The 23,702-nt window shown below is 56.7% G+C and carries 32 protein-coding genes and 1 tRNA gene; 29 read left to right on the top strand and 4 right to left on the bottom strand.

Translation table 11 applies throughout. From position 1 onward, the window contains the following. Positions 1-16: 16 nt before the first annotated feature. From rplV to clpX, 27 genes are all read left to right on the top strand, one after another. Positions 17-352 (top strand): 50S ribosomal protein L22, encoded by a 336-nt coding sequence (rplV, locus tag B5F76_RS00520; RefSeq protein ID WP_087349595.1) that lies wholly within the window; start codon positions 17-19, stop codon positions 350-352. 1 nt (position 353) lies between these two features. Further along, positions 354-1,010, top strand: coding sequence for a 30S ribosomal protein S3 (rpsC, locus tag B5F76_RS00515; RefSeq protein ID WP_087349593.1), 657 nt, complete (start codon positions 354-356; stop codon positions 1,008-1,010). Continuing rightward, the gene (rplP, locus tag B5F76_RS00510) at positions 997-1,410 is read left to right on the top strand and encodes a 50S ribosomal protein L16 (protein ID WP_087349591.1); all 414 of its coding nucleotides are present in this window, start codon (positions 997-999) and stop codon (positions 1,408-1,410) included. Before rpsC ends, rplP begins: the two co-directional genes overlap by 14 nt. After that, entirely contained in the window at positions 1,411-1,650 is a 240-nt protein-coding gene (gene rpmC / locus B5F76_RS00505; RefSeq protein ID WP_087349590.1) for a 50S ribosomal protein L29, read from the top strand. After that, entirely contained in the window at positions 1,637-1,900 is a 264-nt protein-coding gene (gene rpsQ / locus B5F76_RS00500; RefSeq protein WP_087349588.1) for a 30S ribosomal protein S17, read from the top strand. Before rpmC ends, rpsQ begins: the two co-directional genes overlap by 14 nt. 8 nt (positions 1,901-1,908) lie before the next feature. Further along, entirely contained in the window at positions 1,909-2,277 is a 369-nt protein-coding gene (gene rplN / locus B5F76_RS00495; protein WP_087349586.1) for a 50S ribosomal protein L14, read from the top strand. A 20-nt stretch (positions 2,278-2,297) separates the two neighbouring features. Then, on the top strand, positions 2,298-2,633 hold the full coding sequence (gene rplX, locus B5F76_RS00490; RefSeq protein WP_087349584.1) for a 50S ribosomal protein L24: 336 nt from the start codon (positions 2,298-2,300) through the stop codon (positions 2,631-2,633). A 9-nt stretch (positions 2,634-2,642) separates the two neighbouring features. After that, positions 2,643-3,182, top strand: coding sequence for a 50S ribosomal protein L5 (gene rplE, locus B5F76_RS00485; protein ID WP_087349582.1), 540 nt, complete (start codon positions 2,643-2,645; stop codon positions 3,180-3,182). A 10-nt stretch (positions 3,183-3,192) separates the two neighbouring features. Then, a complete protein-coding gene (locus B5F76_RS00480; RefSeq protein WP_087349580.1) occupies positions 3,193-3,378 on the top strand; it encodes a type Z 30S ribosomal protein S14 in 186 nt (61 codons plus the stop codon). A gap of 186 nt (positions 3,379-3,564) precedes the next feature. Continuing rightward, entirely contained in the window at positions 3,565-3,945 is a 381-nt protein-coding gene (gene rpsH, locus B5F76_RS00475) for a 30S ribosomal protein S8 (RefSeq protein WP_087349578.1), read from the top strand. Between the two features lie 8 nt (positions 3,946-3,953). Next, entirely contained in the window at positions 3,954-4,493 is a 540-nt protein-coding gene (gene rplF, locus B5F76_RS00470) for a 50S ribosomal protein L6 (RefSeq protein ID WP_087349576.1), read from the top strand. An 11-nt stretch (positions 4,494-4,504) separates the two neighbouring features. After that, complete coding sequence (gene rplR, locus B5F76_RS00465; RefSeq protein ID WP_087350204.1) at positions 4,505-4,864, top strand: 50S ribosomal protein L18; 360 nt, start codon at positions 4,505-4,507, stop codon at positions 4,862-4,864. Between the two features lies 1 nt (position 4,865). Beyond that, positions 4,866-5,375: a 30S ribosomal protein S5 gene (rpsE, locus tag B5F76_RS00460; RefSeq protein WP_087349574.1), complete on the top strand. Its 510-nt coding sequence runs from the start codon at positions 4,866-4,868 to the stop codon at positions 5,373-5,375. Between the two features lie 2 nt (positions 5,376-5,377). After that, complete coding sequence (gene rpmD / locus B5F76_RS00455; protein WP_087349572.1) at positions 5,378-5,563, top strand: 50S ribosomal protein L30; 186 nt, start codon at positions 5,378-5,380, stop codon at positions 5,561-5,563. Positions 5,564-5,578: 15 nt separating this feature from the next. Next, entirely contained in the window at positions 5,579-6,040 is a 462-nt protein-coding gene (rplO, locus tag B5F76_RS00450) for a 50S ribosomal protein L15 (RefSeq protein WP_087349569.1), read from the top strand. A gap of 157 nt (positions 6,041-6,197) precedes the next feature. After that, positions 6,198-7,511: a preprotein translocase subunit SecY gene (gene secY / locus B5F76_RS00445; protein ID WP_087349567.1), complete on the top strand. Its 1,314-nt coding sequence runs from the start codon at positions 6,198-6,200 to the stop codon at positions 7,509-7,511. Between the two features lie 9 nt (positions 7,512-7,520). Beyond that, on the top strand, positions 7,521-8,333 hold the full coding sequence (gene map / locus B5F76_RS00440) for a type I methionyl aminopeptidase (protein WP_087349565.1): 813 nt from the start codon (positions 7,521-7,523) through the stop codon (positions 8,331-8,333). Positions 8,334-8,589: 256 nt separating this feature from the next. After that, complete coding sequence (gene rpmJ / locus B5F76_RS00435; RefSeq protein WP_005027799.1) at positions 8,590-8,703, top strand: 50S ribosomal protein L36; 114 nt, start codon at positions 8,590-8,592, stop codon at positions 8,701-8,703. Positions 8,704-8,718: 15 nt separating this feature from the next. Further along, on the top strand, positions 8,719-9,087 hold the full coding sequence (rpsM, locus tag B5F76_RS00430; protein WP_087349563.1) for a 30S ribosomal protein S13: 369 nt from the start codon (positions 8,719-8,721) through the stop codon (positions 9,085-9,087). Between the two features lie 110 nt (positions 9,088-9,197). Then, positions 9,198-9,587, top strand: coding sequence for a 30S ribosomal protein S11 (gene rpsK, locus B5F76_RS00425; protein WP_087349561.1), 390 nt, complete (start codon positions 9,198-9,200; stop codon positions 9,585-9,587). 24 nt (positions 9,588-9,611) lie between these two features. Next, a complete protein-coding gene (rpsD, locus tag B5F76_RS00420) occupies positions 9,612-10,244 on the top strand; it encodes a 30S ribosomal protein S4 (protein ID WP_087349559.1) in 633 nt (210 codons plus the stop codon). Positions 10,245-10,256: 12 nt separating this feature from the next. Then, positions 10,257-11,306 (top strand): DNA-directed RNA polymerase subunit alpha, encoded by a 1,050-nt coding sequence (locus B5F76_RS00415; protein ID WP_087349557.1) that lies wholly within the window; start codon positions 10,257-10,259, stop codon positions 11,304-11,306. Beyond that, entirely contained in the window at positions 11,296-11,739 is a 444-nt protein-coding gene (gene rplQ, locus B5F76_RS00410; RefSeq protein ID WP_087349555.1) for a 50S ribosomal protein L17, read from the top strand. The genes B5F76_RS00415 and rplQ overlap by 11 nt, the downstream gene beginning before the upstream one ends. 184 nt (positions 11,740-11,923) lie before the next feature. Then, positions 11,924-12,007: transfer RNA gene (locus B5F76_RS00405), tRNA-Leu, on the top strand. A 71-nt stretch (positions 12,008-12,078) separates the two neighbouring features. Further along, the gene (tig, locus tag B5F76_RS00400; RefSeq protein WP_162608604.1) at positions 12,079-13,479 is read left to right on the top strand and encodes a trigger factor; all 1,401 of its coding nucleotides are present in this window, start codon (positions 12,079-12,081) and stop codon (positions 13,477-13,479) included. 153 nt (positions 13,480-13,632) lie between these two features. Then, entirely contained in the window at positions 13,633-14,238 is a 606-nt protein-coding gene (locus tag B5F76_RS00395) for an ATP-dependent Clp protease proteolytic subunit (protein WP_087349551.1), read from the top strand. 15 nt (positions 14,239-14,253) lie between these two features. Continuing rightward, positions 14,254-15,522, top strand: a complete 1,269-nt coding sequence (gene clpX / locus B5F76_RS00390; protein ID WP_087349549.1) for an ATP-dependent Clp protease ATP-binding subunit ClpX — start codon at positions 14,254-14,256, stop codon at positions 15,520-15,522. Positions 15,523-15,615: 93 nt separating this feature from the next. Here clpX and B5F76_RS00385 read toward each other — a convergent pair whose 3' ends face one another. The 4 genes from B5F76_RS00385 to ftsH form a co-directional block, all read right to left on the bottom strand. Continuing rightward, positions 15,616-16,560, bottom strand: a complete 945-nt coding sequence (locus B5F76_RS00385) for a CdaR family protein (RefSeq protein WP_087349547.1) — start codon at positions 16,558-16,560, stop codon at positions 15,616-15,618. After that, positions 16,547-17,281: a diadenylate cyclase CdaA gene (cdaA, locus tag B5F76_RS00380; protein WP_087350201.1), complete on the bottom strand. Its 735-nt coding sequence runs from the start codon at positions 17,279-17,281 to the stop codon at positions 16,547-16,549. Before cdaA ends, B5F76_RS00385 begins: the two co-directional genes overlap by 14 nt. A gap of 11 nt (positions 17,282-17,292) precedes the next feature. Next, a complete protein-coding gene (folP, locus tag B5F76_RS00375) occupies positions 17,293-18,156 on the bottom strand; it encodes a dihydropteroate synthase (RefSeq protein ID WP_239406900.1) in 864 nt (287 codons plus the stop codon). A 73-nt stretch (positions 18,157-18,229) separates the two neighbouring features. After that, positions 18,230-20,275, bottom strand: a complete 2,046-nt coding sequence (ftsH, locus tag B5F76_RS00370; protein ID WP_087349545.1) for an ATP-dependent zinc metalloprotease FtsH — start codon at positions 20,273-20,275, stop codon at positions 18,230-18,232. A 617-nt stretch (positions 20,276-20,892) separates the two neighbouring features. On the opposite strand from ftsH, the gene B5F76_RS00360 reads away from it, so the two are divergent. After that, positions 20,893-21,984, top strand: coding sequence for an HD-GYP domain-containing protein (locus B5F76_RS00360; RefSeq protein ID WP_204218283.1), 1,092 nt, complete (start codon positions 20,893-20,895; stop codon positions 21,982-21,984). A gap of 199 nt (positions 21,985-22,183) precedes the next feature. Next, the gene (locus B5F76_RS00355; RefSeq protein ID WP_087349540.1) at positions 22,184-23,701 is read left to right on the top strand and encodes a 4Fe-4S binding protein; all 1,518 of its coding nucleotides are present in this window, start codon (positions 22,184-22,186) and stop codon (positions 23,699-23,701) included. The last annotated feature ends 1 nt before the right edge of the window (position 23,702 follow it).

Genomic DNA, 23,702 nt, shown 5'->3' with positions numbered 1-23,702 from the left:
ATAAGGAGCAGAAGTAATGGAAGCGAAAGCAATCGCCAAATTCCAGCGCGTCTCTCCTCGCAAAACACGCCTGGTTGCCCGCAATGTGGTGGGTCTCGGTGTCGAGGACGCTCTGAATTTGCTGCGTTTTACCCCCAACAAGCCGGCAGGCATTCTCTGGAGCGTCGTCAAGAGCGCCCTGGCCAATGCCTCCAACATGGCCGTCAATGTTGACGCAATGTATGTCAAGGAAGTGCTTGTGAACGAAGGTCCCTCCTGGAAGCGCTTTATGCCGCGCGCCCAGGGCCGTGCCACCCGTATCCGCAAGCGTACCAGCCACATCACCGTCATTCTCGCCGAGGAGCAGGAATAGCATGGGTCAGAAAGTTCATCCGTATGGCATCCGTGTGGGCTACAACAAGAACTGGCTCTCTCGCTGGTTCTCCACCAAGGAGTATCCTGCCTTCGTTCTGGAAGACAGCAAGATCCGCAACTTTGTGAAGAAGCACAGCACAGCGGATGCCGGCATTGCCCGTATTGAAATCGAAAGAGCAGGTGGCAAGGTTCGCCTTATCATCTCCACCTCCAGGCCCGGTGTTGTCATCGGCCGCAAGGGTGTGGAAATCGAGAAGCTGCGCGCAGATCTGCGCAAGGAATTCGGCCGCGAGTTCTCCATTGAGGTGAGCGAAATCCGCCGTCCCGAAGTGGAAGCCCAGCTGGTTGCCGAAAGCATTGCCCAGCAGCTCGAACGCCGCGTTGCCTTCCGCCGCGCCATGAAGCAGACCGTGTCCCGTGCCCGCAAGTTCGGCGGCGAGGGCATCAAGGTCTCCTGCGCTGGCCGCCTGGCCGGTGCCGAAATCGCCCGCAGCGAATGGTACCGTGACGGTCGCGTGCCGCTGCAGACCCTGCGTGCCGACATAGACTACGGCTTCGCAGAGGCCAGGACGACCTACGGCATCATTGGTGTCAAGGTCTGGATCTACAAGGGAGAAATCCTCGACAGAGAGGGAGATCAGAATGTTAGCGCCTAAGAAGGTCAAATACCGTAAATGGCAAAAGGGTCGCCTGCGCGGCCTGGCCTACCGTGGTTCCTCCCTTGCTTTCGGCGAAATTGGTCTCAAGGCCACGCAGCATGGTCAGCTCTCCAGCCAGCAGATTGAAGCTGCCCGTATTGCCATGATGCGTCACATCCGCCGCGGCGGCAAGGTTTGGATCCGCATTTTCCCCGACCGTCCTGTTACGGCCAAGCCTCTGGAAACCCGTCAGGGTTCCGGTAAGGGTGCTCCGGTGGGCTGGTGCGCACCGATCAAGCCCGGCCGTATTCTCTACGAAGTGAAGGGCGTTCCCCTGGATCTCGCCCGCAGGGCCTTGACCCTGGCCGCTCACAAGCTGCCCGTCAAGACCACCATTGTGACGAGGGAGGGATTCTAAATGGCTGACAAGAAAAAGGCCATCAGCCGTGAGACCACGGCTGAACTGCGCAACCTGTCCGTCGCAGAACTCAGCGAAAAATTGGCCCAGCAGCGCCTCGATCTTCTGCACGCCCGCTTCCAGCTCGCTACTGCCCAGCTGGAAAAGGTGAGCGAGCTCAAGGCCATGCGCAAGCAGGTGGCGCGTATCAGCACCATCCTCAAGGAAAAGGCAAGAGAGGATATCCATGCAGGCTCTTGATCACGTGAAGGGCAGGACCCTGACCGGCATTGTTATCAGTGACAAGAACGACAAGACCATTGTTGTGCGTGTCGAGACACTGGTCAAACATCCCCTGCTCAAGAAATATATTAGGCGCCGCAAGAAGTTCACAGCGCATGATCCGATGAACGAGTGTGGCATTGGCGATAAGGTAAAGATTGTGGAATACAGAAGGCTGTCGCACAACAAGCGCTGGCATCTGGTTTCCATCATTGAAAAGGCTGTGTAGGTGGGACAATGATCCAGGTAGAATCCACTCTCCAGGTAGCCGACAATTCGGGTGCCAAAAAGGTTGCCTGCATCAAGGTTATCGGCGGCTCCCACCGTCGCTATGCCACCGTGGGCGACATCATCATCGTGTCCGTCAAGGAAGCCATTCCTCATTCCAAGGTGAAGAAGGGTGACGTCATGCGTGCCGTTATCGTTCGCACCGCCAAGGAACTGCGCCGTCCCGACGGAAGCTACATCAAGTTCGACGGCAACGCTGCAGTGCTGCTCTCCAACAACGGCGAGCCAGTGGGCACCCGTATCTTCGGACCCGTGGCCCGTGAGCTTCGTGCAGCCAACTTCATGAAGATCATTTCTCTTGCCCCTGAAGTTCTCTAGATTGTAATTGGAGTCTCAAGATGACAAATACACGTATTCGCAAGGGCGACAAGGTCATGATCATCACGGGCAAGGACGCCGGCAAAATCGGCAAGGTCCTCAAGATCCTGCGCAAGCATGATCGCGTGCTGGTCGAGGGCGCCAATGTGTCCAAGCGCAGCATGCGTCCCAACCCGTACACCAGGACGCCCGGTGGCATTGTTGACAAGGCAATGCCCGTGCACATTTCCAATGTCATGGTTGTCTGCTCCGCCTGCGCCGAACCCACCAAGGTCGGCTATCGCTATGTCGAGAAGGCGGAAGGCAAGCTCAAGAAAGTTCGCTTCTGCAAGAAGTGCAACGAAGTCATGGAATAAGGGGTAGCTATGACCCGCCTTGAAAAGATATACAAGGAAAAGGTGGTTCCGGCCATGCAGAAGGAGTTCAACTACAAGTCTCCCATGCAGATGCCCGGCATCACCAAAATTTCCCTCAACATAGGCCTTGGCGCTGCCACCCAGAACAACAAGCTCATGGAAGAGGCCGTGGCGGAACTGACCGCCATTGCCGGCCAGAAAGCTGTGGTAACCCGTGCACGCAAGTCCATCGCAAACTTCAAGCTGCGTGAAGGCATGCCCATTGGCGTGCGCGTCACCCTGAGAAAGGACCTTATGTGGGACTTCCTCGACAAGCTGATGAACTTTGCCCTTCCCCGTGTGCGTGACTTCCGCGGCATTGTGGACCGTGGCTTTGACGGGCGCGGCAACTTTACCCTGGGTATCAAGGAACACACGATCTTCCCCGAAATGGAAGCTGACCGCGTGGAAAATCCCAAGGGCATGAACATAACCATCGTGACAACGGCCAAAACCGACCGCGAGGGCAAGATGCTCCTCGACCAGCTCGGCATGCCGTTCCGCAAGTAAGAGGTTTTTCATGGCTCGTCTCGCTCTCAAGATTAAGGCTGCCCGCAAGGCCAAGTTCAGCACCCGCGCCTACAACCGCTGCCCCATCTGCGGTCGTCCCCGTGCCTACCTGCGTCAGTTCGGCCTGTGCCGTATCTGCTTCAGGAACATGGCCCTGCGCGGCGAACTTCCCGGCGTGCGCAAATCCAGCTGGTAGTCCCTTTTTTGGGGACTGTCGGGGCCTGGCCCCACTAGCATAATCGATCCGTTTTCAAGCCAATGCCCCCGCCTGAAACCCAGGCGGGGGTATTGCGGCTTGTCGGGTCTTGTGATACACGTCCCTCTCGACCTCGAAGGCGGGGGACTTTCTCCCGCAAATTTTACAGGTTTTCAGGAGTATTTCATGGTCACAGATCCTATTGCGGATATGCTCACGCGTATTCGCAACGCACATTTGGCCCTCCACAAGGAAGTGAATGTGCCGCGCTCGAAGATGAAAGTCGCTCTGGCTAACATCCTCAAGCAGGAAGGGTACGTTGAAGACGTGTCCGAAGACGAAGGCGGCATCAAAATCACCCTCAAGTACAGAAACGGCAAGCCCGCCATCACCGGTCTGCGTCGCGTGTCCACTCCCGGTCGCCGCGTCTACGTGGGCGCTGGGTCTATTCCCCGCGTGCAGAATGGCCTCGGCATTTGCATTCTCACCACCTCCTCCGGCGTCATGGACGGCGACAGCGCCCGTGAGAAGAGAGTTGGCGGCGAACTTCTGTGTGAAATCTGGTAGGTGCTGTCATGTCTCGAATCGGAAAAATGCCCGTTAAGATTCCTGCCGGAGTCGAAGTGACCATCGGCACGGAAGTTATTGATGTCAAGGGCCCCAAGGGCAAGGTTTCGACGCCTGTTTGCGATCTCATCAACTATGAGATGAAGGACGGTGCTGTCTACCTGACCCGCAAGGACGAAACCCGTCAGTCCAATGCACAGCACGGTCTGCGCCGCACCCTTCTGCACAACTGCATCCTGGGTGTCACCGAGGGCTTTACAAAGTCTCTCGAAGTCATCGGCGTTGGCTACCGTGTGAGCGTCAAGGGCCCCATTATCGAATTGCAGGTCGGTTTCTCCCACCCTGTTCTTGTTGACGTGCCCGACGGCATCACTGCCACTGTCGATGGCAACGTCCTCAAGCTCGCCGGCTGCGACAAGGAAAAGGTTGGCGAATTTGCCGCCCAGATCCGCCGCATCCGCAAGCCTGAACCCTACAAGGGCAAGGGCATCAAGTACACGACCGAAGTTATCCGCCGCAAGGTGGGTAAGTCCGGCGGCAAGAAGTAGAGGTGGAAGAAATGGCTATCAGTAAGAATGAAGCTCGACTCAGCCGCAAGGTTCGCATCCGCCGCAAGGTCAACGGCACTGCCGAACGTCCCCGCCTGGTTGTCTTCCGCAGCAACGGGCACATCTACGCCCAGGTTGTCAATGACATCACCGGCATGACCATGGTGAGCGCTTCCACTCTGTCCCTGTCCCGCTCTCAGGCGGGCCTGCACGGCAACATCGACGGCGCCACCACTGTGGGTCGCGAAATTGCCCGTCTGGCCAAGGAAAAGGACATCGCCCGCGTTGTCTTTGACAGAAACGGATATCTCTACCACGGACGCGTGAAGGCCGTGGCCGATGGCGCCCGCGAAGGCGGACTGGAGTTCTAATATGCGTGAGAAAGTTGAAGCTCCCGTCAACGAACTGGGAGAAATTGAAAAGGTCGTGGCGCTGAACCGCGTGGCCAAGGTCGTCAAGGGCGGCCGCCGCTTCAGCTTCTCCGCCCTGGTCGTTGTGGGCGACGGCAAGGGGCATGTGGGCTTTGGCCTCGGCAAGGCACAGGAAGTGCCCGAGGCTCTGCGCAAGGCTACCGAGCGCGCCCGCAAGAACCGCGTCTTCATCCCCCTGGTGGAAGGCACACTGCCCTATGAGGTTACCGGCGAGTTCGGTGCAGGCCGCGTGCTGCTGAAGCCGGCCTCCGAAGGTACCGGTATCATCGCCGGCGGCGCCGTGCGTGCCATCATGGAAGCAGTTGGCGTGCGTGACGTCCTCTCCAAGGCCATCGGCACCAACAACCCGCACAACGTCCTTCGCGCCACCATGCAGGGCCTTCTCTCCCTGCGCAGCGCAGAAGAAGTCTCCGCACTGCGCGGCAAGAAGCTTGAAGCTCCGAGGAAATAGTTATGGCAGAACAGATTACAGTCATGCTCGTCCGTTCCCGTGCCGGATGCACTCCCGCACAGAGGAAGTGTCTGGACGCCCTGGGCTTGAAGCGCCGCGAAGTACCCCATACCCTGAACGACACCCCCGCGGTGCGCGGCATTGTGAACAAGGTGCCGCACCTCGTGAAGATTGTGTCTGCCAAGTAAGATAAGGAGACTGATATGCATCTGCATACACTTTATCCCTTCCCGGAAGAGCGCAAAACCCGCCGCCGCGTGGGCCGCGGTTCTGCCTCCGGCCTTGGCTGCACCGCAGGCAAGGGTCACAAGGGACAGAATGCCCGTGCCGGCGGTGGTGTCCGCCCCGGATTTGAAGGCGGCCAGATGCCTCTGGCCCGCCGTCTGCCAAAGCACGGTTTCAAGAACTATCCTTTCAAGGTAACCTATCAGGTCATCAACATTGGTGACCTTCTTGCCAGCTTCCCCGGCGCTGCCGAAATCACCCTGGAGCAGATCTACGATCGTGGTCTTGCCAAGATTGGCGAGCCCGTGAAGATCCTCTCCGGCGGCGAAGTGAGCGCAGCTGTCAGCGTGGAAGCCCACAAGTTCTCTGCGGCTGCAGCCGAAAAGATTGCCAAGGCAGGCGGCAAGGCCACTGCCCTGGAGCAGGTGGCAGCCGAGTAAAGCCGAACTCAGGGCCGAGCGTATTTGCGCTGGCCACAAGCCCTAGTTTTCAGCTGTGCGCCTTTGTCCGGGGTATTCCCCCGGGCAAAGGCGCTTGTTTAGATCGATACATCGAAGTCCCCTGTTCCTCCAGTCAGATTCAGTTGAAGGGTTTTTCATGCCACAACCTCAGAACATTACCCCGGGACAGAGAAGTCTTGCCAAACGCCTTGGCTGGACGCTTTTCTTGCTTTGCTGTTACCGCGTTGGCGTGCATGTGCCGATTCCCGGCGTGGACGCTCAGGCCATAGCCTCCTACTTCGAGATGATGAGCGGGACCATTTTTGCCCTGTTCGACATCTTCTCTGGCGGCGGCCTTTCCAACGTGTCCATCTTTGCCCTTGGCGTCATGCCCTACATCTCGGCCTCGATTATCATGCAGCTTCTGCAGGTGGTCAGCCCCTCAGTCAAGCGCATGTACAAGGAAGAGGGACAGGCAGGCAGACGCAAGATCACGCAGTACACCCGCTATCTTACAGTTTTCATCACCCTGATTCAGGGCCTCGGGATTGCAGTGGGCCTCGAGCGCATGACAAGCCCCGCTGGTTTGCCGGTTGTGCTGCATCCCGGAACGACCTTCCTGATCATGACAATGCTGACCTTCTGCGCCGGTTCCATTCTCATCATGTGGCTCGGCGAGCAGATCACCGACAAGGGTGTGGGCAATGGTATTTCCCTCATCATCTTCTGCGGTATCGTGGTCGGCATTCCCCGCGGCATCATACAGTCCATTGAGCTCATCAGGACCGGTGACATCTCCATCTTCCTGGCTCTTTGCATACTTGTGCTCATGGCCTGCGTTGTCGTCTTCATTGTCTTCGTGGAACGCGCGCAAAGGCGTATTCCCATTTCCTATGCCAAGCGGCAGATAGGCCGCAAGATTTTCGGCGGCCAGAACAGCCACCTGCCCCTGCGTCTCAACACGGCAGGCGTCATTCCGCCCATCTTCGCCTCCTCCCTGCTGCTCTTCCCGGCCACCATCGGCCAGTTTAGCCAGAACGAGTACGTTAAGCAGATTACGGACTTCTTTGCTCCCATGAGCGTTACCTACAACATCTGCTACGTTATCCTCATCTTCTTCTTCTGCTATTTCTATACAGCCATCATCTTCGATCCCAAGGATATGGCCGAAAATCTGAAGAAGAACGGCGGCTTCATCCCCGGCATTCGTCCTGGTGAGAACACGCAAAACTACATCGACAATGTGCTCTCCCGTCTGACCCTGTCTGGCGGCATCTACATTGCCGGTGTTTCCCTGCTCCCCATGCTGCTCATTGCCCAGTTCAACGTCCCCTTCTACTTCGGTGGCACAAGCCTGCTCATTCTTGTGGGCGTGGCCATGGACTTTATGAACCAGGTTGAGTCGCACATGATCAACAGCCAGTACGCTGGCCTTATGGAAAAGGCTCGCAAGACCGGCCGTCTTCACTAGGGATTAACTATGAAAAAACACCAGGGCGCTTTCATCAAAAATGCACGGGAACTGGAAAATCTGCGTGAGGCCAACCGTCTTACAGCCAATGTTCTTGATGCCATTGGCGACGAAATAAGACCTGGCATTCCGACCATGCAGCTCGAGGATTTGGCAAGGGCCATGTGCGATCAGTACCACGTGCGTCCGGCCTTCCTCGGCTATGCTGGTTTTCCCTATGCCATTTGCTGCTCTGTCAACGAGGTTGTCGTTCACGGTTTCCCCTCAAGCTCGCGTATTCTGCAGGAGGGGGACATTGTGAGTGTCGACTTCGGTGTCGAATACAACGGCATGGTAGGCGACTCCGCCCGTACCTTTGCTGTTGGTCAGATTTCCGAGGTTGCGGACAGACTCCTCTACGTCACTGAGTGCTCCCTTTTCGAGGGTATCTCCCAGGCCATCGCAGGCCATGACGTCCACGAGATTGGCGCCGCAGTGCAGCGCTACGTCGAAGCTCGCGGCTTTGGCGTCGTGCGCCGCTATGTGGGGCACGGCGTTGGTGCCAACATGCACGAAAAACCCGAGGTGCCCAACTTCTATCCCGGCACCAGGGGCATTATCCTGCAAAACGGCATGTCTATAGCCATCGAACCCATGGTGACCGAAGGCTCCTACGATGTGGACATTCTGCCCGACAAATGGACGGCAGTGACAAGAGACCGCAGGCTCGCAGCCCATTTCGAGCACAGCGTAGCCATAACCTCGCACGGGCCGCAGATTCTGAGCATAGGCGACAGGGGACTGTCCCGCTACAAGGTGCAGTACCCACACAACAAGGACTAGGTATCCTTGTGCCGGAAACCGCGCGCATGATCCGAAAAAAATCGGGCAGAGAGCCGGCGTGTGGTGTGCATGACCCTGTTACAGGCAATTGACAGGTTCTGCAAAAATGGTTAAAAAATTTGGCTCACACGTTCAGGGGGCTTGCGGCCTGTCCGCTTCCTCTCAAAGCCTTCTGACAGCCGGGTCGTTGCAGCACTCACTCGGTGCTTGCCCGGCAGGCTTGTAGGATCAAATTTCCCTTTTTTGGAGAATACATATGAAAGTCAGACCTTCCGTCAAGAAAATATGCCCAAAGTGCAAGGTCATCCGGCGCAAGGGTGTTCTTCGGGTAATCTGCGAAAACCCCAGACATAAGCAGCGCCAGGGCTAGGCAGGAGAACAGACAGTGGCAAGAATTGCAGGCGTTGAGCTTCCCCGCGGCAAGCGCGTGGACATCGCTCTGACGTATATTTATGGTATTGGCCGGACAACCGCACTCCAGATCTGTGATACCGTGGGTATCAACTGGGAGCGCAACATTGATGACCTGTCCGCAGACGAAGTGAACGAAATCCGTAAGGAACTCGAAAGCAACCACAAGGTGGAAGGCGATCTGCGCCGTGAAGTGACGAGCAGCATCAAGCGCCTCATGGACATTGGTTGCTACCGCGGTCTGCGTCATCGTCGTGGTCTTCCCGTGCACGGTCAGCGTACCCACACGAACGCTCGTACACGCAAGGGCCCCCGTCGCGGTCTGGTTGGCAAGAAGAAGTAATCAACTTTAAGAGTCTTGAGCCCTGGTTTTTGTTCCACTCTGCGGCTGACGGGAACAAAATGATTAGACCTTGAGCTCAGCTTGCTCGAGAAATTCTATTTGGAGACAAGATGGCCAGATCATCCAAGGTCACTCGCAAGAAGGAGCGCAAGAACATTGCTGTGGGCCTTGTCCACATCAACGCTACCTTCAACAACACCATCGTTACCTTTACGGACACGCACGGCAACACCATAAGCTGGGCTTCTGCCGGCCAGTCCGGATTCAAGGGCTCGCGCAAATCCACTCCCTTCGCCGCCCAGGTTGCTGCAGAGACTGCAGCCCACAAGGCCCAGGAAAACGGCATGCGCACCGTGGGTATCTATGTCAAGGGTCCCGGCTCCGGCCGTGAGCAGGCCATGCGCGCAGTTGCCAACACAGGCATGCGTATCGCCTTCATCCGTGACATTACCCCCATTCCCCACAACGGCTGCCGTCCTCCCAAGCGCCGCCGCGTCTAGGCAATATCAAGAAGGATAGTATCAATGGCAAGATATACAGAAGCCAAATGCCGCATTTGCCGCCGCGAGGGTGCCAAGCTCTTCCTGAAGGGCGACCGCTGCTTCTCCCCCAAGTGCGCCATGGATCGTCCCACCCGTGCGGTTGCTCCCGGTCAGCACGGCCGCGCCCGCAAGAAGGTGAGCGAATACGCGCTGCAGATGCGCGAAAAGCAGAAGACCCGTCGTTCCTACGGCCTTCTGGAGCGTCAGTTCCACAACTACTTTGTGAAGGCCGAAAAGCAGAAGGGTGTTACCGGTACCAACCTGCTCGTCATGCTGGAAAGCCGTCTGGACAACGTTGTCTACCGTCTCGGCTTTGCCAACAGCCGCAGCCAGGCCCGTCAGTTCGTGCGCCACGGACTGTTCACTCTCAATGGCCGCAAGGTCAACATTCCCTCCCTGCTTGTGAAGGTGGGCGACACCATCGAAATTCCCGAGAAGCGCCGCAAGATCAAGGCTTTTGCTGATGCAGCCGAGACCGTGGGCCGTCGTGGAACACCCAACTGGCTGGAAGCCGACTACGCTGCCTTCAAGGGCACTGTGAAGGCATTGCCCCAGCGCGACGATATCCGCATGGATGTCAACGAACAGCTTATCGTCGAACTCTACAGCAAGTAGTCTGGAGGAAGCATGCTTATCAAACAGGGCGATCGTCTCATCAATGCGCGGAACTGGTCGGAGCTCGTTCAGCCCGGCAAGCTTGTCCGCGATGACGAAGAGTCGGATGCTATGCATGGGCGTTTTGTCTGCGAGCCTCTGGAGCGCGGATTCGGAACGACCATTGGTAACGCCCTGCGGCGTGTCTTGCTCTCTTCGCTGCAGGGTGCAGCCTTTGTTTCCGTCAAGATAATCCCGGTTCAGCACGAATTCACCACCATCCACGGTGTGCTTGAGGATGTCACGGACATCATCCTGAACCTCAAGCAGGTGCGCATGGCCATGGACACCGATGCCCCGCAGAAGCTCACGCTTCACGCGAACAAGAAGGGCGAAGTGACCGCAGCCATGATTGAGGCCACACATCATGTGATGATCCTCAATCCCGAGCTGCACATTGCCACCCTTACCGAGGACGTTGAACTCGACATGGAGCTCGAGGTCCGCATGGGCAAGGGCTATGTGCCCCATGACATGCACGAGGGCCTTGACGACGAGATCGGTCTCATCAAACTCGACTCCAGCTTCTCGCCCATCAGGCGTGTGAGTTACACAGTCGAGTCCGCCCGTGTGGGTCAGATGACCAACTACGACCGTCTCATTCTCGAAGTGACCACTGACGGTTCGGTCAGGCCCGAAGATGCCATTGCCTACGCAGCAAAGATCATCAAGGACCAGATTTCCGTCTTCATCAATTTCGACGAGAATTCTGGTGCCGACTTTGGCAACGGTTCCTCTGGTCCCATTGATCTGAACGAGAATCTCTTCAAGTCCATTGACGAGCTTGAGCTTTCGGTCCGTGCAACCAACTGCCTGCGTTCTGCCAACATTTCCACTGTGGGCGAACTTGTGCAACGCTCGGAAAACGATATGCTCAAGACCAAGAACTTCGGTCGCAAGTCTCTTGACGAGATCAAGCAGCATCTTCTGTCCATGGGCCTGGACTTTGGCATGAAGATCGACAATTTCGACAAAAAATATCAGGAATATCTGAAAGAGAAGGAACAGCAAAATGAGGCATAGCAATTCCGGCCGCAAACTTTCGCGGACGCCCTCACACCGCAAGGCGCTTATGCGCAACCTTGCCAAGGCGCTGATCACCCACGGCAGAATTACCACTACGGAAATGAAGGCCAAGGAATTGCGCCGCGTGGTCGAGCCCCTGGTCACCCTGGCCAAGGCCGATACCCTTGCTGCACGCCGCAAGGCCTACCGTGTTCTCAATGATCTCAAGCTGGTCAAGCGTCTGTTTGACGTTATCGGACCCGCCTACGCCGGTGTGTCCGGCGGCTACACCCATGTGCTCAAGCTGGCCATGCCCCGCAAGGGCGACAACGCCCCCATGGCAGTTATCGAGTTCGTGAAGAAGCAGGCTGCTGCCAAGGCCGAGGCTCCGGTTCAGACTGCCGCAGAGGCTCCCAAGGCTGAGGAAGCCAAGGCCGAAGAGAGCAAGTAAAGCCAGCACACTCGATCAGACAGGCCATATGTTCAGGCCCTGATCCGAAATTCGAAAAAGGGAGGGATGAGCAATCCTTCCCTTTTTTTGCAGTTGTCCATTGCCCGACTGCAGCTGCAGCCCCCTCTGTGCGTTTGGCATTCTCTTGCCTCACAGGGGCAAAGGGTATAAAATACTCACTCTTGCGAAAGTGGCGGAATTGGTAGACGCACTGGACTTAGAATCCAGCGCCTTGCGCGTGGGGGTTCAAATCCCCCCTTTCGCACCAGCCTATATGGCGGCTGCGCAGCATGCTTTGGCGTGACTGCAAAGCAAATAGTGACTCAAGGAGATCCTCAAGTGAAGTATACCAAGGAAGAGCTTTCCCCCACCAAGGTCAAGGTGGTCGTCAATGTTGACGCGCAGGAGATCAATGCCGCCATTCAAGCTGGCGTTGCCATGCAGCAGAAGGGAATCAACATGGCCGGCTTTCGCAAGGGCCACGTCCCTGCAGGCATTATCGAAAAGCGCTTCAAGGGCCAGATCTACCATGATGCTGCCAATGATCTGACTCAGGTCCACCTCAACCAGATCCTTTCCGAGACAAAGCTTGTTCCTGTCAGCGGTCTCACGGTCAACCCCACCCCCATCGAGATCGAGCGCGACAAGGATATCGAATATACTGTTGAATTCGAGCACATGCCTGTTTTCGAACTGCCTGTTTACGAAGGCCTTGAGGTCGAGCAGGACAGGATTGCAGAAGCGCCTGCAGAGGATATCGACAAACTGATCGATGGTCTGCGCAAGGATCATGGCAAGTTGACTCCTGTCGAGGGCACAGGCCCTGCCACAGACGGACAGTATGCCAATGTGGACTTCTCCGTGGTTGTGGACGGCAAGGAAGAGCAGTCCGCCAAGGGTATCGAGTACGAAGTGGGACAGCTCGGCGTCTTTGGTCCCCTGGACGAGCTTGTGCGTTCCGTGAAGCTCAACGAATCCGGCGAGAAGGAAGTAACCTTCCCCGAGGATTTCGCCTTTGAGAACGTCCGTGGCAAGACTGGCACCATGCATGTGCATGTCTATTCCATCAAGACCATGAAGTACCCCACCGACGAGGAACTTCTGGCTCTCTTCAAGAAGGAGAGCATGGACGAACTGCGTAAATCCTGCAACCAGCTTCTCGTTGACAGAAAAAATGCTCTGGGCAGATCCGAAGCCCAGAACAAGCTTCTGGAAATGCTCCTCAAGATGGTTGACTTCCCCCTGCCGGAATCCCTGGTCGAGGGCGAGCTTCAGGCCTTTGTACAGCGCGAGCAGGATCGTGCCCTGCGTGTGGGCAAAAAGCTCACCGATGAGCAGGTGAAGGAAGTTCGCGAGAAGAACATGGAGCAGGCCCAGCGCCAGGTGAAGGCCTATGTTCTTTTGCGCGCAATCGCCGAGAAGGAAGGCCTTGATGTTTCCGAGCGCGAGCTTCAGTTGGAAGTTGCCCGCCTGGCACGCAGCATGTCTTCTCCCCAGAACCCCCTCAATCCCCAGGATCTCTACAAGTACTACGCGGAAAACGGCATGCTTTTCACCGTGCGCGACCAGCTGCTCATCAACAAGGCTGCTGACGCCGTCTATGCCAAGGCCAATGTGACCATGGTTGAGCCCAAGCCCGCAGCCTGCGCTTCCTGCGACAAGGCTTCCGAGGCTTGCTCTGCCTGCGAACACGCTGCAACCGCTCCTGCCGCAGAGGCAGAAGCCACCAAGGCCGATTAGTCTTTTTCGTTTCCTGCACTTCAGTGCATGGACTTTTTCAAGGGCAGGAAGAGGGCACGCTCTCTTCCTACCCTTGACGCATTTTTGCAGCTTCCCTTGCCCCGGGGCACATGACTGCTACCAGAGGTACCGCTTTTTTTGAGGAGCACTGCCATGCCATATACAGTCCCAATTGTCATTGAGAACACGGGGCGCGTCGAGCGCTCCTATGATATCTATTCCAGACTTCTGAAGGACCGCATAGTTCTTCTGGGCACGGAAATAGACGATACCATTGCCTCCCTTGTCTGCGCGCAGCTTCTCTTTCTTGAAAGCCAGGATCCGGAAAAGGAGATCAATCTCTACATCAACTCCCCTGGCGGCTCTGTCACGGCAGGCCTCGCCATCTACGACACCATGCGCTACATCTCTGCACCCGTGTCCACCCTGTGCATGGGTATGGCAGCCAGCATGGCAGCCTTTCTGCTTGCTGCCGGCAACAAGGGCATGCGCTACTGCCTGCCTCACAGTACGGTCATGATTCACCAGCCTCTTGGCGGTTTCCGCGGCCAGGCAACCGATATCGAGATCCACGCCAGGGAAATCCAGCGCATCAAGACCATGATCAATTCCATCATGTCCGAGAACACCGGCCGTCCGGTGGAAGAAGTGAAGGCTGCCTGCGAGCGCGACAACTTCCTCACCCCCGAAGAAGCACTGGAATTCGGACTGGTGGACAAGATCCTCACTTCCCGCAAGGATATCGAAAAGCAGGCCTAGGTCGAACGAAGTACAATGAGCAAAATCAATCCCGAACTCAAGAAATGCTCCTTTTGCGGTCGCAACCGCATGGAAGTGGATCATCTCATAGAGCAGGACAACGTCTGCATCTGCAACTACTGCGTGCGAGCCTGCGAAACCATGATGCGCGAATACTACGCCTCTGTCGGCAAGGTCAGCGAAGCCTACAGCGGTGGAGTCAGGCTGCTCACACCCCAGGAAATCAAGGAAAAGCTCGACGAGTATGTCATTGGTCAGGAAGAGGCCAAGAAGATTCTCGCTGTGGCAGTGCACAATCACTACAAGCGCATCAACTATGCTGCCAATACCCACGAAGACGACGTGGAGATTGAAAAGAGCAATATCCTGCTCGTGGGCCCCTCGGGTTCCGGCAAAACCTTGCTTGCCAGAACCCTTGCGAAGATTCTGAACGTGCCCTTTGCCATAGCCGACGCCACTACCCTGACCGAAGCAGGCTACGTGGGCGAGGATGTGGAAAACGTCCTGGTCCAGCTTTTGCAAAACGCGGACTACGACGTGAAGGCAGCGCAGCGCGGCATCATCTACATTGACGAAATCGACAAGATTTCCCGCAAGAGCGAAAGCGCGTCCATTACCCGCGACGTTTCCGGCGAGGGCGTGCAGCAGGCTCTTTTGAAGATTGTGGAAGGAACGCTTGCCAATATTCCTCCCAAGGGCGGCCGCAAGCATCCCCAGCAGGAATTCATGCGCATGGATACGAGCAATATCCTCTTCATCGTGGGCGGTGCCTTCATTGGTCTGGACAAGATTGTGGAGAGCCGTGTGAGCGGCTCTGCCATGGGCTTTGGGGCCAGGGTGCGTACCTCGAAGGAGATGCAGCTTTCCGAACTTCTGGAACAAATCCAGCCCCAGGATCTGGTGAAATTCGGTCTTATTCCCGAATTTGTGGGCCGTATCCCTGTCATGACCCATGTGGACGACCTCGACGAGGAAAGCCTTGTGCGCATTCTCACCGAACCCAAGAACGCTCTGGTCAAACAGTATCAGAAGCTCTTTGAGCTTGAGAACGTGAAGCTCTCCTTCGAGCCCGAGGCCCTGACCCTGGTTGCCAGAAAGGCTCTTGAGCGCAAGACCGGTGCCCGCGGCCTGCGCAACGTCCTGGAACACACCATGCTGGACATCATGTACAACCTGCCCTCCATGCCTGACGTTGCGGAATGCGTGATCACCCCGGAAGTCGTTTCTTCTGGAGCACAGCCAAGGCTTGTCCTGCGCGAGACAACCGCAGCCTGCAAGCGCTGAACAAATTGAGTCTCAGATCCCGATTTGGGGATAAAAAAATCTCCCTCTGCCTTTTGCAGGGGGAGATTTTTTTTGGAACTTTTGCCGCAGGGGCTATTTGCCCGCGTGTTCCTTCAGTGTCATGAAGACGCGTTCCGGTCTTTCGATCAGGGTCATGCCGTCCGGTATGCGGTAGTGGAGGTCGACCTCTGTGCGCACGCCAGGTTTTATGTCTACCGGAGGTATGGCGCTGACCTTCAGGCTCGAGAGGTAGGATGAGCTCTTGACGAGAGCCTCCGGCACCTCGACTTTCAGCTGTATTTCCCTGGGCTCCACAACATAGTCCGAGGGCTTCTCCGAAGTGACCTGTATGCGGTACTTGCGTTCAAGACTGATCCTGCCGCTGGTAATGGTGTAGGAGACGCGCACGCTCTTGGGATTCACGGTGACAAGGCCGGGAGAATCCAGGGGAAGGGTCTGATCCACACTCATGCCCGCAGCCTTGGGATCCACAATGACCGGCAGGCGCAGGGAGGATATTTCCGAGAGCACGCTTTCCGGACCAGTGAGAATGACCTGGGGCGGGGTGACCACCACGTTTTCCACAGTGAGGGCGCCGCTGCGCAGGGAAGAGGTAATGATGGGCTGGATTGGTACGCTGCGCTCAACGACCACGTCCGCGTTGACAACTATGCGCGGCGGCTGCACGTCGAGAACTTCAAAGGCCCGGTAGTAGGCAGCCATGTGCTCGGTGTTCAGGGGCACGATGGTGACGCCCTTCTTGATCATGGAAAGATCAATCTTCTGGTTCAGGCGCTGGTTGGCTATGCCGCGCAGAAGGGTCTGGGGCCCGCGCATGCGCACTGTCACCTTGTTGATGAGTCCGTCCGTGACAATGAGGTTCTTGGGAATGCCCACATAGTTGATATTCACCTCGAACTGCGCCTCTATGCGATCGCGCACGCTTACAGTGTACCACATGGCAGTGGCGATGACGACGGACACAAGCAGGGAGATGATGTGCGGCAGTATGGATTTCTTTCTGCTAGAGAAGCTCATTGAGTGCACTCCGCAGCTTGTTGGAATTGAGGTTGCGCGTGAGAATACCCTTGCGCGCTATGGAAATTTCGCCCCTTTCCTCGCTGACAACAACAACGGTGGCGTCACTTTCCTCGGTTATCCCCAGGGCTGCCCTGTGGCGGGTACCGAAGGCCGTGCCCTTGACCTCGGCCAGGGGCAGGATACAGGCAGCAGCGGCAATGCGGGAGTGGCTGATGATGACAGCTCCGTCGTGCAGGGGCGCCTTGGGGTAGAAAATGTTCTTGAGCAGCTGGCGGGAGAGCTTTGCGTCAATGGAAACACCCTCGCGCTTTATCATATCGTCAAGGCGCATCTTGCCCTCTATGACTATGAGGGCGCCTATGCGGGCCTTGGCCATATCCTCGCAGGCACAGACCACTTCTTCCATGCCCGAGAGCTTTATGGATTTGCCCTTGAAAAAGGATGTTGCGCCCATTTCCCCGAGGGCGTGGCGTATGTCCTGCTGGAAAATGACTACTATGACCAGGAAGAGCGAGGAGAATACGTGGTCCAAAAGCCAGCCCAGGGTGTAGAAGCCGAACTCGCGACTTACCATGTAGATGACACCCAGGAAGAAGAATCCTGTCAGGATGGCAAGGGCCCTTGAGCCTCTCAGAAGCTGTATGACCTGATAGAGCAGGAAACTGACAAGCGCTATATCAAGAATATCTCTCCAGTCGAGATAGAAGTGGTCAAACATCTCAAGCATGGTTAGCCTCGCAACAGGGCCTGGGCCAGGCACAGGCTCTGCCTGGCCTCAAGGGGATTGTGGACGCGGTGCCACCTGTAGCCTGCTGCATGGGTCAGGGCAGTTGCCACCAGGGTGGCAGTGCCCCGCTCCTCGGTGGGAAGGCCGAGCAAATCCCCGAAAACGGATTTCATGGAGCAGGCCATGAGGCTCGGGCGGCCAAGGTGCTCCCAGGGTTTTGTTCCCCGCATGAGGGCGAGGTTGTGTTCCATTGTCTTGCCAAAACCAATGCCTGGGTCGAGGATGACGTTCTCCTCCGGCAAGCCCCGCGAGACAAGTCTGTTCATCATGGTTTCAAAAAAGATCGCCACTTCGCAGCACACATCCGCGTAGGAGGGATTGAGCTGCATGGTGCCAGGTGTTCCCTGGCAGTGCATGAGCACATATCCCGGCTTGTACTCTGCCACCACATCTAAAAGCTCGGGATCGAAGGAGCAGGCAGAGATGTCGTTGATGATGTCTGCACCCTCTTCAAGGACTGCGGCGGCAGTGGCTGCGTGGTAGGTGTCCACGGAGATCACGGCAGAGGGAGCGGCCTTGCGTATCTTTCCGATAAGGGGAAGAAGACGCTCGATCTCTGTCTGGGGGCTTACGGGCGCAGCACCGGGCCTTGAGGATTCTGCCCCAAGGTCTATGACGTCCGCTCCGTTCTCAAGCATGGCAAGAGAGCGTTGCAGGGCCTCATCCGGATCCTGAGAGCGGCTTTGGGCATAAAAGCTGTCCGGTGTCAGGTTCACGATGCCCATAATGCCGTAGGGGCCGCTGCAGGGGATTGTTCCTCTTGCCGAATTCCAGACCGGCTGTTCTGCGCTTGTCCTTTCTTTCATGGCCTTGCCCCTCGCTCTTGCACAAATCGCAGGCCAGGCACAGGCCTTGCCTGTGCCTGGCCTGCAGTCGAAACTATTTGTTGTCCCTGTTGTTTTGAGCGGAAGGCTTTTCTGAAGCAGAGTCCGCATTGCCCAACGCATCCCGGGCAGTGTTTTGCGACTTTCCGTCCTCTTCCTGGCCTGCAGGCTCAAAGGTAAAGTCCGCAGCATCGTCCGCTGGAGTCTTCTCTTCCCCGCAAGCCGGTGCTGCAGAAGCTGTGCCTTCGGGAGCCTTGTTGTCGGAAGGCTTTTGGTCGGCCTTTTTGTCGGTCTGCAGGGGAGGCAGTTCCTCGCCCTTGATGAGAAGATCCACGTCCTCGCCGCTGATGGTTTCGCGTTCGAGCAGGGCCTTGGCTATGCGGTGCAGGGCGTCAATGTTGTCGGACAGAAGCTTGTGACAGCGGGAGTAGGCCTCGTCGATGAGCTTTTTGACTTCCTCGTCAACCAGCTGGGCTGTTTCCTCGCTGTAGTTCTTGTTCTGTACCCATTCGCGGCCGATGAAGACCTCCTGGCCGGTCTCGCCCACGGTAATGGTGCCAATGGACGAGCTCATGCCCCATTCGCACACCATCCTGCGGGCAATCTGTGTCATGCGCTCGATGTCGTTGGAAGCGCCTGTGGTCACATCACCAAAGATGATCTCCTCGGCAACGCGGCCGCCGAGCATAATGACCATATTGTCGCGCAGAAAGTCCCTGCTGTAGCCGTACCTGTCTTCCTCTGGAAGCTGCATGGTCACGCCCAAGGCCTGGCCCCTGGGAATGATGCTCACCTTGTGGACAGGGTCGGATCCGGGAAGAAGCTTTGCGCACAGGGCGTGTCCGCCCTCATGGTAGGCTGTGATGCGCTGTTCCTCATCGGAGAGGATGAGACTGCGGCGCTCGCGTCCCATGACGATCTTGTCCTTTGCGTATTCAAAGTCGTTCATGTCCACGAGATCGCGGCCAGTGCGGGCTGCCTGCAGGGCTGCCTCATTCACGAGGTTTTCGAGATCGGCTCCGGAAAAGCCCGGTGTGCCTGCGGCAATGACGTCAAGGTTCACGTCCCTGGCAAGGGGAGTCTTCTTGGAGTGGATGACAAGAATCTGCTTGCGGCCGGGACGATCCGGAGTGGGGACCACAACCTGGCGGTCAAAGCGGCCGGGACGCAAAAGGGCAGGATCGAGCACGTCCGGACGGTTGGTCGCGGCGATGATGATGACACCCTCGTTGGCCTCGAAACCATCCATTTCCACCAGCATCTGGTTCAGCGTCTGCTCGCGCTCGTCGTTGCCGCCGCCTATGCCTGCACCCCTGTGACGACCTACGGCATCGATTTCGTCAATAAAGATGATACAGGGAGCGTTCTTCTTGCCCTGTTCGAAGAGATCGCGCACGCGCGAGGCGCCCACACCCACGAACATTTCCACAAAATCCGAACCGGACATGGAGAAAAAGGGCACGCCTGCCTCGCCGGCTACGGCCCTGGCAAGCAGGGTCTTGCCTGTGCCTGGAGGGCCCACGAGCAAAACGCCCTTGGGAATACGGCCGCCAAGGCGGGTGAACTTCTTGGGGTTGGAGAGGAATTCCACCACTTCCACGAGTTCTTCCTTGGCCTCGTCCACGCCTGCCACATCGGCAAAGGTCACACGCTGCTTCTCGTTCTGGTTGAGAAGTTTTGCCCTGGATTTGCCGAAGGACATGGTCCTGCTGCCAGTACCTCCGCCCATCTGCCGCACAAAGAAGAACCACAGGCCTATGAGAATGAGCATGGGCAGCCAGGAAATGAGCATGGTGATGTACCAGGGCTGATTTTCGGCAGGCTCAGCCTTTACGTCCACCTTGTTTTTCAGAAGGGTGGGAACAAGATTGTCGTCTCTCGGGACAAAGACGTAGAACTTCTGGCCGTCAACGGTGGTGGCAGTCAGGTCCTGTCCCTGTATGGTCACCTGGGCTATGCGCCCGGACTGTACGCGTTCGAGAAAGTCGCTGTAGGCAACGCTCTGGGAGGACTGCTGGGGTTGCTGGAACATGTTGAACACCATCATCATGCCCAGAATGATGACAGCCCACACCATGAGATTGCGTGAGAACTGATTCAATGTATCTGAACCTCCGCGAGGCAAGTCTTGTACAAATGATTCGGATCTTCCAGACTGGTGGCCGGAAGGGAAATTGCCGACAATATAGCCATGAGAAAGCGGTCCTGTCAACGCGAGAGCCCTGTCTCAAGGCAATGAACATGCAGTTCGCATCCTTCGAGTGATACCTGTTTGTTGTTTACCCAGGTCATCTTGTGCAGAAACTGGTGAAAAATAAAAAGTATACTGTACAAATTCATGCTATTGCATGGATATAGAGAAATAATCTTGTGAAAAAATAAAAAACAAGAGAAGAAAGAAGGGGCGTATTGAGCGTTTTTTTGGTAAGGACAAGAAGGATGGATGCTGCCTTTTTTGCGGGTCTGCCTGATGGGCAAAAGTCGGGAGATGGGGCACAAAGACAGCGCAATTCCACAAGAAAAATGGGTGTCATCTCGGGATTGTCAAGCTGGCCCGGTGCATATGCGAAGTTCACATGTACCCCATTTTGGGGCGTATGCCCGTTTCTGTGCAGGTGGGAAGTGTTGACAGGGCTTGGGGCTGGTGCAAGAAGAACTGCAGGCCGGGATAATGCCTGGCCTCAGGGGATCATGCATATGCTCAAAGGCGGGGAGCCCATGGCAACACAGACAAGACACACGGCGCTTATTGTAGACGACAGCGAGATCAGCAGGGAGATATTGAAGAACATCTTTTCTGCCCACTACGCCATAGAGGAAGCTCGGGATGGCGAGGAAGGGCTGCAGAAGATTCTCCAGGATCCGGAGAGGTACAGCCTTCTTCTTCTTGATGTGGTCATGCCAAACAAAAGTGGCCTTGAGGTCTTGCGCGAGCTTAACAGGCGCGAGCTTACCAATGCCATTCCGGTCTTCCTCATCACAGGCGAGACAAACAGCGACATTTTGCGCGAGGCCTACGAGCTGGGCGTCATGGACGTCATAGGCAAACCCGTTGTGCCCTACATTGTCCTGCGCCGCGTGCAGAGCGTTGTCGAACTCTTTGTCATGCGAAAGAACCTTGCCGACAAGGTGCACGAACAGCAGCAGGAACTCTTGAGTCAGGCCCAGCAGATTATCGAGCTGAACAACGGCCTTATCGCCTCCCTGTCCACTGCCATAGAATTCCGCAACGGTGAGTCCGGAGAGCATGTCAGACGCATACACGATATCACGCTCTTCATGTTCACCAAAACGCAGTTTGCGAAATACGTTACTCCCAGCGAGGCCATACATATTGCCATGGCTTCCATCATGCATGATGTGGGGAAAATCGCCATTCCGGATGCCATACTGAACAAGCCCGGACGTCTGACAAGGGAAGAATACGAGGTCATGAAGACCCATACGGTGCAGGGAGCACAGCTTCTGGAAAAGATTCCCCAGCTGCGCAGGAACATGGCCTACAAATACGCGCGCGACATAGCCATGCACCATCACGAGCGCTGGGACGGCAGGGGCTACCCGGATGGGCTCAAAGGCAACGAGTGCTCTTTGGAGGCCCAGATTGTGGGTTTGGCAGACGTCTACGACGCGCTCCTCTCAAAGCGCGTGTACAAGGACGCCCTGCCGCCGGAGGAAGCCCTGCGCATGATACGGGACGGGGAGTGCGGCGTCTTCAACCCGGATCTTGTGCAGGAATTCATGGCCATGGAGAAGGATTTGCGCCCCCTTGTGTTTGGCAGCGGCAGGGACTTTTCCTGCGCAGTCTAAAGTGACGGCAGGGCTCGAAGCGGGTTTTGGAATACAAATTTGCGCAAACAGGCAAGAGTATGGGCGAATCGGGCAAGGAGAACACGCCCCTGACAGAGTAGGATGAGCCATCTTGCCGGTAGGTATCTGGCTTCTTCCCAGTCCCCGCATACAGGCTATAGCCTTGGGAATGTCACATCAAAATCCGTCTTTCTTGCCCATGATAAAAAAGATACGCGTCTTCCTTGCTGTCGCAGTCCTTGTGTGCGCAACAGCCCTTTTTCTCGACCATACGGGAACGCTTCAGCCATATCTTGGCTTTTTGGCCAGGGTTCAGCTTGTTCCTGCCCTGCTTGCCCTGAATCTCGGCGTCGTGGCTGGCCTTGCAGTTGTGACCCTTGTCCTTGGCAGGGTGTACTGCTCCATCCTCTGCCCCCTGGGGCTTTTTCAGGATGCAGTGGCCCGCCTTGCCCGCAGGCACAGGAAAAGATCGTATTCCTACACGAAAGCCAGAACCGGCATGCGCCTTTGTGTACTTGCCCTCTTTGTGCTGGCCCTTTTGCTTGGGCTAGGCTCGCTTGTGGCTCTGCTCGATCCCTACGCGTCCTTCGGGCGCATGATGAATGCCCTTGTGCAGCCCCTGGTACAGCTTGCCAACAATGGCCTCTCTTACGTTGCGGAGCACTTGCACAGCTACGCCTTTGCCCCTGTGGATGTCTGGTTCAAGAGCGTGCCGCTTCTTGTCATTGCCATCGCGACCCTGGCAATTGTGGGCTACCTTGCTGCAAGGCACGGAAGACTCTACTGCAACACAGTCTGCCCTGTCGGTACCATGCTGGGCTTTCTCTCCCGCTTTGCCCTGATCAGGCCCATTCTCAACGGGGCAAAGTGCGTCAACTGCAAAAAGTGCGAGCGCTCCTGCAAGGCCTCTTGCATAGATCTGGAAACAGGGAGCATTGATGCAAGCCGCTGTGTAGCCTGCATGAATTGCGTGGACGTTTGTCCCACTGGCGCGCTTGTTCTGGGTCTCGCAAAAGCGGGAAAGAAGGACGTCCAGACTGCAAGATCCGCTGCGTCAGCCAAAAACGCCCGGAAGAACGTCGCCAGTACGGGGCTTTCCAGACGGGATTTTGTGAAGGGATCGGCCCTTGCCGCTGTGGCAGCCCCTGCGGGTACGGACAAGGCCATAGACGGTGGCCTTGCGAAAATCGTGCCCAAGGAAAACCCTGTGCGCGCAACAGGTATCGTGCCGCCAGGAGCGCAAAGCCATGCCAATTTTGCCGCGCACTGTACTGGCTGTCAGCTGTGCGTCTCGGTCTGTCCCACTGCAGTTTTGCGCTCCGCCAGGGGCCTTCTCACCCTCATGCAGCCGGAAATGGGCTATGAGCGGGGCTACTGCAGGCCGGAGTGCACGCGCTGCGGTGAGGTGTGCCCAACGGGCGCCATCCTGCCCATAACAAGGGCGCAAAAATCCGCCCTGCAGATAGGAAGGGCTGTATGGAAACGCGACCTCTGTGTGTCCGTTACAAGCGGACATCCATGTGACAACTGCGCAAGACACTGCCCTGTGGAGGCTATCACCATGATGCCTCTGGACGCGAGCAAGGTGGATGGGCCAAAGTTCCCTGCGATTAACGAACTGCGCTGCACTGGCTGTGGTGCCTGCGAGTATCTTTGCCCGGCAAGACCCTTGAGCGCCATACACGTGGAAGGCGTGCTGGTGCACGCGGAGATCTGAA

It is taken from the genome of Desulfovibrio sp. An276, assembly GCF_002159665.1.
Classification (GTDB): domain Bacteria; phylum Desulfobacterota; class Desulfovibrionia; order Desulfovibrionales; family Desulfovibrionaceae; genus Desulfovibrio; species Desulfovibrio faecigallinarum.
Note: the sequence above shows the minus strand (reverse complement) of the source record. Positions and strands in the feature narration are given on the sequence as shown.

What these genes read in the sequence shown, in the direction of transcription:
- rplQ (WP_087349555.1), top strand. Translation starts at nt 11,296, where the DNA reads ATGAGGCATAGCAATTCCGGCCGCAAACTTTCGCGGACGCCCTCACAC.
- rplV (WP_087349595.1), top strand. Translation starts at nt 17, where the DNA reads ATGGAAGCGAAAGCAATCGCCAAATTCCAGCGCGTCTCTCCTCGCAAA.
- rpsQ (WP_087349588.1), top strand. Translation starts at nt 1,637, where the DNA reads ATGCAGGCTCTTGATCACGTGAAGGGCAGGACCCTGACCGGCATTGTT.
- rplF (WP_087349576.1), top strand. Translation starts at nt 3,954, where the DNA reads ATGTCTCGAATCGGAAAAATGCCCGTTAAGATTCCTGCCGGAGTCGAA.
- rpmC (WP_087349590.1), top strand. Translation starts at nt 1,411, where the DNA reads ATGGCTGACAAGAAAAAGGCCATCAGCCGTGAGACCACGGCTGAACTG.
- rplN (WP_087349586.1), top strand. Translation starts at nt 1,909, where the DNA reads ATGATCCAGGTAGAATCCACTCTCCAGGTAGCCGACAATTCGGGTGCC.
- rpmD (WP_087349572.1), top strand. Translation starts at nt 5,378, where the DNA reads ATGGCAGAACAGATTACAGTCATGCTCGTCCGTTCCCGTGCCGGATGC.
- map (WP_087349565.1), top strand. Translation starts at nt 7,521, where the DNA reads ATGAAAAAACACCAGGGCGCTTTCATCAAAAATGCACGGGAACTGGAA.
- B5F76_RS00355 (WP_087349540.1), top strand. Translation starts at nt 22,184, where the DNA reads ATGATAAAAAAGATACGCGTCTTCCTTGCTGTCGCAGTCCTTGTGTGC.
- secY (WP_087349567.1), top strand. Translation starts at nt 6,198, where the DNA reads ATGCCACAACCTCAGAACATTACCCCGGGACAGAGAAGTCTTGCCAAA.
- rpsK (WP_087349561.1), top strand. Translation starts at nt 9,198, where the DNA reads ATGGCCAGATCATCCAAGGTCACTCGCAAGAAGGAGCGCAAGAACATT.
- rplR (WP_087350204.1), top strand. Translation starts at nt 4,505, where the DNA reads ATGGCTATCAGTAAGAATGAAGCTCGACTCAGCCGCAAGGTTCGCATC.
- rplO (WP_087349569.1), top strand. Translation starts at nt 5,579, where the DNA reads ATGCATCTGCATACACTTTATCCCTTCCCGGAAGAGCGCAAAACCCGC.
- folP (WP_239406900.1), bottom strand. Translation starts at nt 18,156, where the DNA reads ATGAAAGAAAGGACAAGCGCAGAACAGCCGGTCTGGAATTCGGCAAGA.
- rpsC (WP_087349593.1), top strand. Translation starts at nt 354, where the DNA reads ATGGGTCAGAAAGTTCATCCGTATGGCATCCGTGTGGGCTACAACAAG.
- cdaA (WP_087350201.1), bottom strand. Translation starts at nt 17,281, where the DNA reads ATGTTTGACCACTTCTATCTCGACTGGAGAGATATTCTTGATATAGCG.
- rplE (WP_087349582.1), top strand. Translation starts at nt 2,643, where the DNA reads ATGACCCGCCTTGAAAAGATATACAAGGAAAAGGTGGTTCCGGCCATG.
- B5F76_RS00415 (WP_087349557.1), top strand. Translation starts at nt 10,257, where the DNA reads ATGCTTATCAAACAGGGCGATCGTCTCATCAATGCGCGGAACTGGTCG.
- rpsE (WP_087349574.1), top strand. Translation starts at nt 4,866, where the DNA reads ATGCGTGAGAAAGTTGAAGCTCCCGTCAACGAACTGGGAGAAATTGAA.
- rpsD (WP_087349559.1), top strand. Translation starts at nt 9,612, where the DNA reads ATGGCAAGATATACAGAAGCCAAATGCCGCATTTGCCGCCGCGAGGGT.
- rplX (WP_087349584.1), top strand. Translation starts at nt 2,298, where the DNA reads ATGACAAATACACGTATTCGCAAGGGCGACAAGGTCATGATCATCACG.
- rpsH (WP_087349578.1), top strand. Translation starts at nt 3,565, where the DNA reads ATGGTCACAGATCCTATTGCGGATATGCTCACGCGTATTCGCAACGCA.
- rpmJ (WP_005027799.1), top strand. Translation starts at nt 8,590, where the DNA reads ATGAAAGTCAGACCTTCCGTCAAGAAAATATGCCCAAAGTGCAAGGTC.
- rplP (WP_087349591.1), top strand. Translation starts at nt 997, where the DNA reads ATGTTAGCGCCTAAGAAGGTCAAATACCGTAAATGGCAAAAGGGTCGC.
- B5F76_RS00385 (WP_087349547.1), bottom strand. Translation starts at nt 16,560, where the DNA reads ATGAGCTTCTCTAGCAGAAAGAAATCCATACTGCCGCACATCATCTCC.
- B5F76_RS00395 (WP_087349551.1), top strand. Translation starts at nt 13,633, where the DNA reads ATGCCATATACAGTCCCAATTGTCATTGAGAACACGGGGCGCGTCGAG.
- B5F76_RS00480 (WP_087349580.1), top strand. Translation starts at nt 3,193, where the DNA reads ATGGCTCGTCTCGCTCTCAAGATTAAGGCTGCCCGCAAGGCCAAGTTC.
- B5F76_RS00360 (WP_204218283.1), top strand. Translation starts at nt 20,893, where the DNA reads ATGGCAACACAGACAAGACACACGGCGCTTATTGTAGACGACAGCGAG.
- clpX (WP_087349549.1), top strand. Translation starts at nt 14,254, where the DNA reads ATGAGCAAAATCAATCCCGAACTCAAGAAATGCTCCTTTTGCGGTCGC.